Origin of the sequence: Pseudomonas sp. NPDC089741, assembly GCF_044748825.1 — a bacterium.
Classification (GTDB): Bacteria; Pseudomonadota; Gammaproteobacteria; order Pseudomonadales; family Pseudomonadaceae; genus Aquipseudomonas; species Aquipseudomonas helmanticensis.
In genome coordinates, this window is record NZ_JBIVGT010000059.1 from 1 (window position 1) to 9168 (window position 9168).

The window sequence follows — 9168 nt, forward strand, 5'->3', positions numbered from 1 at the left end:
GACCCGTATCCCCAACCTGCTGGTCAACGGCTCCAGCGGTATCGCCGTGGGCATGGCGACCAACAGCCCGCCGCACAACCGCGGTGAAGTCATCGACGGTTGCCTGGCGCTCATCGACAACCCTGAGCTGACCGTCGATGAACTGATGCAATACATCCCCGGTCCGGACTTCCCGACCGCTGCGATCATCAACGGTCGCGCCGGCATCATCGAAGCCTACCGCACCGGTCGCGGGCGCATTTACATGCGTGCCCGCTCGATCATCGAAGACATCGACAAGGTCGGTGGCCGTCAGCAGATCGTCATCACCGAACTCCCTTACCAGTTGAACAAGGCGCGTCTGATCGAGAAGATCGCCGAGCTGGTCAAAGAGAAGAAGCTCGAAGGCATCACCGACCTGCGCGACGAGTCCGACAAGGACGGTATGCGCGTCGTGATTGAACTGCGTCGTGGCGAAGTGCCTGAGGTGATCCTCAACAACCTCTACGCCCAGACCCAGCTGCAATCGGTATTCGGCATCAACATCGTTGCGCTGATCGACGGCCGACCACGCATCCTGAACCTCAAAGATCTGCTGGAAGCCTTCGTCCGTCACCGTCGCGAAGTGGTCACCCGCCGTACCGTGTTCGAACTGCGCAAGGCGCGCGAGCGTGGTCACATCCTTGAAGGTCAAGCCGTTGCCCTGTCGAACATCGACCCGGTCATCGCCCTGATCAAGGCGTCGCCGACGCCGTCGGAAGCCAAGGAAGCGCTGATCAGCACCGCGTGGGAATCCTCTGCCGTGGTTGCGATGGTTGAGCGTGCCGGTGCTGATTCCTGCCGTCCAGAGACACTGGATCCGCAATACGGTCTGCGCGAAGGCAAGTACTTCCTGTCCCCAGAGCAGGCGCAAGCCATTCTGGAACTGCGTCTGCACCGTCTGACCGGTCTGGAACACGAAAAACTGCTGGCCGAGTATCAAGAGATCCTCAACCAGATTGGCGAGCTGATCCGCATCCTCAACAGCGCTGTGCGCCTGATGGAAGTGATCCGCGAAGAGCTGGAAGTGATCCGCGCCGAATACGGCGATGTGCGTCGCACCGAAATTCTTGATGCCCGTCTCGACCTGACCCTGGGTGACATGATCCCGGAAGAAGAGCGCGTCGTAACCATCTCTCACGGTGGCTACGCCAAGACCCAGCCATTGGCTGCGTACCAGGCTCAGCGTCGTGGCGGTAAAGGCAAGTCGGCCACTGGCGTCAAGGATGAGGACTACATCGCTCACCTGCTGGTCGCCAACAGCCACACCACCCTGCTGCTGTTCTCCAGCAAGGGCAAGGTGTACTGGCTCAAGACCTACGAGATTCCGGAAGCGTCCCGCGCTGCCCGTGGTCGTCCGCTGGTCAACCTGTTGCCGTTGAGCGAAGGCGAATACATCACCACGATGTTGCCGGTCGATCTCGAAGCCATGAAGCGTCAGGCTGAGGAAGAAGAAGCCGAAGGCGTTGAGGCGGATGTAGAAGAAATCGAAAACAGCAACGAGACCGACGAAGAGCGTCGTGCGCGTATCAAGGCTGCTGACCGCAAGAAGGCGCCGTTCATCTTCATGTCGACCGCCAACGGTACTGTGAAGAAGACCCCGCTGGTGGCCTTCAGTCGTCAGCGCAGCGTCGGTCTGATCGCGCTGGAGCTGGACGAAGGCGACATCCTGATCTCCGCTGCTGTCACCGACGGCGAGCAGGAAATCATGCTGTTCTCCGACGGCGGCAAAGTGACGCGCTTCAAGGAATCCGAAGTTCGCGCCATGGGCCGTACCGCCCGCGGTGTGCGTGGCATGCGTCTGCCAGAAGGGCAGAAGCTGATCTCCATGCTGATTCCGGAAGTAGGCAGCGAGATTCTCACCGCCTCCGCGCGCGGCTACGGCAAGCGTACGGCGATCACCGAATTCCCTGAGTACAAGCGTGGCGGTCAGGGCGTTATCGCCATGGTCAGCAACGAGCGTAACGGCCGTCTGGTCGGCGCGGTTCAGGTGCAGGACGGTGAAGAGATCATGCTGATCTCCGATCAGGGCACACTGGTGCGTACCCGAGTCGACGAAGTGTCGAGCCTGGGTCGTAACACCCAAGGTGTCACGCTGATCAAGCTGGCCAAGGATGAAACCCTGGTCGGGCTGGAGCGGGTTCAGGAACCTTCGGAAATCGAAGGTGAAGAGCTTGAAGGGGAAGAGGGCGAGGAATTCGAAGGCAATGTCGTGATCGACGATGCTGGCGAAGACCAGCAACTCGACGCCGCAGCAGACGAAGAACCGCAGGAATAAGCGGGCAACCAAGGGGGCGGATGAAAATTCGCCCCCTTGTTATTTGTCCTGTTTGAAAATTTGCAACACTGCACGGGATCGTTCCCACGCTCTACGTGGGAATGCCGCTCGGGACGCTTCGCGTCCCATGACGCAGAGCGTCATTGGATGCATTCCCACGCAGAGCGTGGGAACGATCATCCGCAGACCAAAAGATTTAAGTGACCACCAAATCAGAGCGAGATTGGATGTGAGCAAGCGAGCCTATAACTTCTGCGCCGGTCCTGCGGCGCTTCCTGAAGCTGTCCTGCAGCGCGCCCAGGGTGAACTCCTTGATTGGCACGGCAAGGGCCTGTCGGTCATGGAAATGAGCCATCGCAGCGATGAGTTCGTGTCCATCGCCACCCAGGCCGAGCAGGATCTGCGTGACCTGCTGAATATCCCGTCAAACTACAAAGTGCTGTTTCTGCAAGGTGGCGCCAGCCAGCAATTCGCGCAGATTCCACTGAACCTGTTGCCTGAAGGCGGCTCGGCCGACTACATCGACACCGGTATCTGGTCGCAGAAAGCCATCGAAGAAGCCTCGCGCTACGGCCACGTCAACGTCGCCGCTACTGCCAAGCCTTACGACTATTTCGCCATCCCGGGCCAGAACGAGTGGAACCTGTCGAAAGACGCCGCTTACGTTCACTACGCACCGAACGAAACCATCGGCGGTCTGGAATTCCAGTGGATCCCGGAAGTCGGTGACGTGCCGCTGGTGGCTGACATGTCTTCGGACATTCTGTCGCGCCCGGTCGACATTTCGCGTTTCGGCATGATCTACGCCGGCGCGCAAAAGAACATCGGCCCGAGCGGCATCGTCGTCAACATCATCCGTGAAGACCTGCTCGGCAAGGCGCGCGCGCTGTGCCCGACCATGCTCGACTACAAAGTCGCCGCAGATAACGGCTCGATGTACAACACCCCGCCGACCCTGGCCTGGTACCTCTCCGGTCTGGTGTTCCAGTGGCTGAAAGAGCAGGGCGGCGTCGACGCGATCGCCAGGCTCAACGACGTCAAGCAGCGCACGCTGTATGACTTCATCGACGCCAGCGGCCTCTACAGCAACCCGATCAACAAGTCGGACCGCTCGTGGATGAACGTGCCGTTCCGTCTGGCTGACGATCGTCTCGACAAGCCGTTTCTCGTCGGTGCCGAAGCGCGCGGCTTGCTCAATCTCAAGGGCCACCGCTCCGTGGGCGGCATGCGCGCCTCCATCTACAACGCTGTCGACATCACCGCGGTCAACGCGCTGGTGGCGTACATGGCTGAATTCGAGAAGGAACACGGCTGATGTCCGAGCAAGAACTCAAGGCACTGCGCGTTCGCATTGACGCTCTGGACACCAAAGTCATGGAGCTGATCAGTGAGCGTGCGCGTTGCGCCCAGGAAGTCGCGCGAGTAAAGATGGCCTCGCTGGCCGAAGGCGAAGTGCCGGTGTTCTATCGTCCTGAGCGCGAAGCTCAGGTGCTCAAGCGTGTCATGGAACGCAATCAGGGGCCGCTGGGCAACGAAGAGATGGCGCGGTTGTTCCGCGAAATCATGTCGTCGTGCCTGGCGCTGGAGCAACCGCTGAAAGTGGCTTATCTGGGCCCTGAAGGCACCTTCACCCAAGCGGCAGCCATGAAGCACTTCGGTCATGCGGTGATCAGCAAGCCGATGGCGGCGATCGACGAAGTGTTCCGTGAAGTGGCGGCCGGTGCGGTGAATTTTGGCGTGGTACCGGTGGAAAATTCCACCGAAGGCGCGGTCAACCACACGCTCGACAGCTTTCTCGAACACGATATGGTCATCTGTGGCGAAGTCGAGCTGCGTATCCACCATCACCTGTTGGTCGGTGAAAATACCAAGACCGACAGCATCAGCCGCATCTATTCCCATGCGCAGTCGCTGGCCCAGTGCCGCAAGTGGCTGGACGCGCACTATCCGAATGTCGAGCGCGTGGCGGTGTCGAGCAATGCCGAGGCGGCCAAGCGGGTCAAAGGCGAGTGGAATTCGGCGGCGATTGCCGGCGACATGGCGGCCGGGCTGTATGGCCTGACCCGTCTGGCGGAGAAGATCGAAGACCGTCCGGACAACTCGACGCGCTTCCTGATGATCGGTAACCAGGAAGTGCCGCCGACCGGCGACGACAAGACCTCGATCATCGTGTCGATGAGCAACAAACCCGGCGCGCTCCACGAGCTGCTGGTGCCGTTCCATGACAACGGAATCGACCTGACCCGCATCGAAACCCGTCCGTCGCGCAGCGGCAAATGGACCTACGTGTTCTTCATCGACTTCGTCGGCCACCACCGTGATCCGTTGATCAAAGGTGTACTGGAAAAGATCAGTCAGGAAGCAGTAGCACTCAAAGTGCTGGGTTCCTACCCGAAAGCAGTTCTCTAAGGGGCGGTAGCAAATGAGTGGCAACTTCCTCGCTCTGGCACAGCCGGGCGTGCAACAACTTTCGCCGTACGTTCCAGGCAAACCTGTGGACGAACTGGCGCGCGAGCTGGATCTGGATCCAGCAAAAATCGTCAAACTGGCCAGCAATGAAAACCCGTTGGGTGCCAGTCCGAAAGCCTTGGCGGCGATTCGTGAAGAGCTGGCCGAGCTGACCCGGTACCCGGATGGCAATGGTTTTGCGCTGAAATCCCTGCTGGCCGAGCAATGCCGCGTTGACCTGAACCAGGTGACGCTGGGCAACGGTTCCAACGATATTCTTGAGCTGGTCGCGCGCGCCTATCTGGCGCCGGGTCTGAATGCAGTGTTCAGTGAGCATGCGTTTGCGGTGTATCCGATTGCCACTCAGGCAGTCGGCGCGCAAGCCAAAGTGGTGCCGGCCAAGGATTGGGGGCATGACCTGCCAGCCATGCTCGCGGCTATCGATGCCAACACCCGCGTGGTGTTCATCGCCAACCCGAACAACCCGACCGGCACCTGGTTCGGCGCCGAAGCACTGGACGAGTTCCTGCAGGATGTTCCCGAGCACGTGCTGGTGGTGCTGGATGAGGCGTACATCGAGTACGCCGAAGGCAGCGATCTGCCGGATGGTCTGGATTTCCTCGCGGCTTACCCGAACCTGCTGGTCTCGCGCACCTTCTCCAAGGCCTACGGCCTGGCGGCATTGCGCGTTGGCTACGGCCTGTCTACCCCGGTGGTGGCAGACGTGCTGAACCGCGTTCGTCAGCCGTTCAACGTCAACAGCCTCGCCTTGGCGGCAGCTTGTGCAGCGTTGAAAGATGAAGAGTATCTGGCGCAAAGCCGTCAGCTCAACGAGTCGGGCATGCAGCAGTTGCAAGCCGGTTTCCGTGAGCTGGGTCTGAGCTGGATCGAGTCCAAAGGCAACTTCATCTGCGTCGATCTCGCTCAAGTCGCGGCTCCGGTATTCCAGGGCTTGCTGCGCGAAGGCGTGATCGTGCGCCCGGTGGCCAATTACGGCATGCCGAACCACCTGCGGGTGACCATCGGTCTGCCGGCGGAAAACAGCCGTTTCCTTGAAGCGCTGCGCAAGGTTCTGGCTCGTGGGTGATGTCACTGCACTGCAATCTGCTGCACCTATGATCGGGCGCCTTGTGGTAGTCGGTCTGGGGTTGATCGGTGGTTCGTTTGCCAAAGGCTTGCGTGAAAGCGGTGTGTGCCGCGAAGTGGTCGGGGTTGATCTCGATCCGCAATCGCGCAAGCTGGCGGTCGAGTTGGGTGTGGTCGATCGTTGTGAGGATGACTTGGCGGCTGCCTGTCAGGGCGCTGACGTGATTCAACTGGCGGTGCCGATTCTGGCCATGGAAAAAGTGCTCGCGCGGTTGGCGAGCATGGATCTGGGGCAGGCGATTCTGACCGACGTCGGCAGCGCCAAAGGCAACGTGGTGCGCGCGGCAACCGAAGTGTTTGGCGCGATGCCGCCGCGTTTCGTGCCGGGCCATCCGATTGCCGGTTCCGAGCAGAGCGGGGTAGAAGCCTCCAATGCTGAACTGTTCCGTCGTCACAAAGTGATTCTCACACCGCTTGAGCAAACCGATCCGGCCGCGTTGGCGGTGGTTGATCGTCTGTGGCGCGAATTGGGCGCTGACGTCGAGCACATGCAGGTCGAGCGTCACGACGAAGTGCTGGCTGCAACCAGTCATCTGCCGCATCTGCTGGCCTTTGGTCTGGTCGACTCGTTAGCCAAGCGCAATGAAAATCTTGAGATCTTCCGTTACGCTGCGGGCGGTTTCCGCGATTTCACAAGAATTGCCGGAAGCGACCCGGTGATGTGGCACGACATCTTCCTCGCCAACCGCGAGGCTGTCCTGCGCACACTCGATACATTTCGCAGCGACCTCGACGCCTTGCGCGACGCGGTCGATGCAGGGGATGGGCACCAATTGTTGGGCGTTTTCACTCGCGCCCGGGTTGCCCGCGAGCATTTCAGTAAAATCCTGGCCCGCAGGGCCTATGTGGACGCTATGAATTCCAACGATCTGATCTTCCTGGCTCAACCTGGTGGCCGCTTGTCCGGTCGGATTCGCGTACCGGGCGACAAATCCATTTCCCACCGTTCGATCATGCTCGGTTCGCTGGCCGAAGGCGTCACCGAAGTCGAAGGCTTCCTTGAGGGCGAAGACGCTCTGGCGACCTTGCAGGCGTTCCGCGACATGGGCGTGGTCATCGAAGGCCCGCACCATGGCCGCGTGACCATTCATGGTGTCGGCCTGCACGGCCTGAAACCTGCGCCTGGCCCGATCTATCTGGGCAACTCCGGTACTTCGATGCGTCTGCTGTCCGGCCTGCTGGCTGCGCAGAACTTCGATAGCACCTTGACCGGCGATGCGTCGCTGTCCAAGCGTCCGATGAATCGCGTGGCCAATCCGTTGCGTGAAATGGGCGCCGTGATCGAAACCGCTGCCGAAGGTCGTCCGCCGATGATCATTCGTGGCGGGCACAAACTCAAAGGCCTGACTTACACCATGCCGATGGCCAGCGCTCAGGTGAAGTCCTGCCTGCTGCTGGCTGGTCTGTACGCTGAAGGCAAGACCACCGTGACCGAGCCTGCGCCGACTCGCGACCACACCGAGCGTATGCTGCGCGGTTTTGGCTACCCGGTGAGCGTTGAAGGCGCTACGGCTTCGGTTGAATCCGGCGGCAAACTGACCGCAACCCACATTGAAGTACCGGGCGACATCTCGTCGTCGGCGTTCTTCCTGGTCGCGGCATCGATCGCTGAAGGTTCGGAGCTGGTGCTTGAGCACGTAGGCATCAACCCGACCCGTACTGGCGTGATCGACATCCTGCGACTGATGGGCGCGGACATCACTCTGGAAAACCAGCGTGAAGTCGGCGGCGAGCCAGTGGCTGACCTGCGCGTACGAGCAGCTAAACTCAAAGGTATCGAGATTCCGGAAGCGCTGGTTCCACTGGCCATCGACGAATTCCCGGTGCTGTTCGTCGCTGCTGCCTGTGCCGAAGGGCGTACCGTGCTGACCGGCGCCGAAGAGCTGCGGGTCAAGGAGTCGGATCGTATCCAGGTGATGGCGGACGGTCTGCTGGCGCTGGGCGTCAAATGCCAGCCGACCCCGGACGGCATCATCATCGACGGCGGTCAGATCGGTGGCGGCGAAGTGCATGGTCATGGCGATCACCGCATCGCGATGGCCTTCAGCGTGGCATCGTTGCGCGCTAGTGCAGCGATCCGCATCCATGATTGCGCCAACGTCGCGACGTCGTTCCCGAACTTCCTCGCGCTGTGCGGGCAGGTCGGTATTCGTGTGGCACAAGAGGCTCAGTCGTGAAGAACATTGCACCGGTCATCACCATTGATGGGCCAAGCGGCTCGGGCAAAGGCACCGTAGCCGGGATTCTGGCCAAGCGTCTGGGCTGGAACCTGCTGGACTCCGGTGCGCTGTACCGCTTGCTGGCGTTTGCTGCGCACAATCATGGCGTTGACCTGACCAATGAAGAGTTGCTGAAAAAACTCGCCGCTCATCTGGATGTTCAGTTCATTGCAGCGACCGATGGTCAGTTGCAGCGGATCATTCTGGAAGGCGATGAAGTCAGCGACGTCATTCGTACCGAAAGCGTCGGTTCCGGTGCTTCGCAAGTGGCTGCATTGCCCGCCGTGCGCGAGGCGCTGCTGCAACGCCAGCGCGCATTCCAGGAAGCGCCGGGGCTGGTAGCCGACGGTCGCGACATGGGTACGGTGGTGTTTCCCGATGCGCCGCTGAAGATTTTCCTGACCGCCAGTGCCGAGGAGAGGGCGCGCCGTCGATATTTGCAGTTGAAGGGCAAAGTCGAGGGTGTTAGTCTGTCGAGTCTGCTAGATGAGATCCGTGCACGCGATGAGCGTGACACCCAGCGAGCGGTAGCCCCGCTTAAGCCGGCGGCTGACGCCATACAGCTGGATTCCACGGAGTTGTCCATCGATCAGGTGCTTGAACGCATCATGAGCGAGATCGCCATTCGCGATATCGCCGGGTGACCAAGAAGGCTACAGGGGACCAGTCATAGTCCTGCAGCGCTTCTTTTATATGAAACTAACCCACACCGTCTGGGGTGTGGAGATGGGCGTATCCTTCGCCCTCATTTACAGGAATTAAAATGAGCGAAAGCTTTGCGGAACTCTTTGAAGAAAGCCTAAAAACCCTGAACCTTCAGGCAGGCTCCATCATCACCGGTGTTATCGTTGATATCGATTACCAAGCTCGCTGGGTAACCGTTCACGCTGGCCTGAAGTCTGAAGCACTCATCCCGCTTGAGCAGTTCTACAACGACGCTGGCGATCTGACTATCAATGTCGGTGACGAAGTTCACGTTGCTCTGGACTCGGTTGAAGACGGTTTCGGTGAAACCAAGCTGTCCCGGGAACTAGCGACGCGCGCGGAGTGCTGGCGCGG

7 protein-coding genes are annotated in these 9168 nt (G+C 60.2%); all 7 read left to right on the forward strand.

The genetic code is table 11. The features are described 5' to 3' along the window. Positions 1–2296, forward strand: a 2296-nt coding sequence (locus tag ACIPZE_RS28295; protein WP_400776712.1) for a DNA gyrase subunit A, incomplete at its 5' end; no start/stop codon positions are given. Positions 2297–2525: 229 nt separating this feature from the next. Continuing rightward, a complete protein-coding gene (serC, locus tag ACIPZE_RS28300; protein WP_212549006.1) occupies positions 2526–3611 on the forward strand; it encodes a 3-phosphoserine/phosphohydroxythreonine transaminase in 1086 nt (361 codons plus the stop codon). After that, on the forward strand, positions 3611–4705 hold the full coding sequence (gene pheA, locus ACIPZE_RS28305; protein WP_007908404.1) for a prephenate dehydratase: 1095 nt from the start codon (positions 3611–3613) through the stop codon (positions 4703–4705). The genes serC and pheA overlap by 1 nt, the downstream gene beginning before the upstream one ends. 13 nt (positions 4706–4718) lie before the next feature. Continuing rightward, positions 4719–5831: a histidinol-phosphate transaminase gene (gene hisC, locus ACIPZE_RS28310; RefSeq protein WP_034155292.1), complete on the forward strand. Its 1113-nt coding sequence runs from the start codon at positions 4719–4721 to the stop codon at positions 5829–5831. 28 nt (positions 5832–5859) lie between these two features. Beyond that, positions 5860–8067, forward strand: coding sequence for a bifunctional prephenate dehydrogenase/3-phosphoshikimate 1-carboxyvinyltransferase (locus tag ACIPZE_RS28315; RefSeq protein ID WP_400776719.1), 2208 nt, complete (start codon positions 5860–5862; stop codon positions 8065–8067). Continuing rightward, positions 8064–8753 carry a (d)CMP kinase gene (gene cmk, locus ACIPZE_RS28320; RefSeq protein ID WP_015093983.1) on the forward strand — a complete coding sequence of 230 codons (690 nt, stop codon included), beginning with the start codon at positions 8064–8066 and terminating at the stop codon, positions 8751–8753. The genes ACIPZE_RS28315 and cmk overlap by 4 nt, the downstream gene beginning before the upstream one ends. Before the next feature lie 119 nt (positions 8754–8872). Next, positions 8873–9168, forward strand: a 296-nt coding sequence (locus ACIPZE_RS28325) for a S1 RNA-binding domain-containing protein (RefSeq protein ID WP_400776716.1), incomplete at its 3' end; no start/stop codon positions are given.

Excerpts from the sequence above, each read along its gene's own strand:
- ACIPZE_RS28315 (WP_400776719.1), top strand. The coding sequence starts at position 5,860 with ATGATCGGGCGCCTTGTGGTAGTCGGTCTGGGGTTGATCGGTGGTTCG.
- hisC (WP_034155292.1), top strand. The coding sequence starts at position 4,719 with ATGAGTGGCAACTTCCTCGCTCTGGCACAGCCGGGCGTGCAACAACTT.
- pheA (WP_007908404.1), top strand. The coding sequence starts at position 3,611 with ATGTCCGAGCAAGAACTCAAGGCACTGCGCGTTCGCATTGACGCTCTG.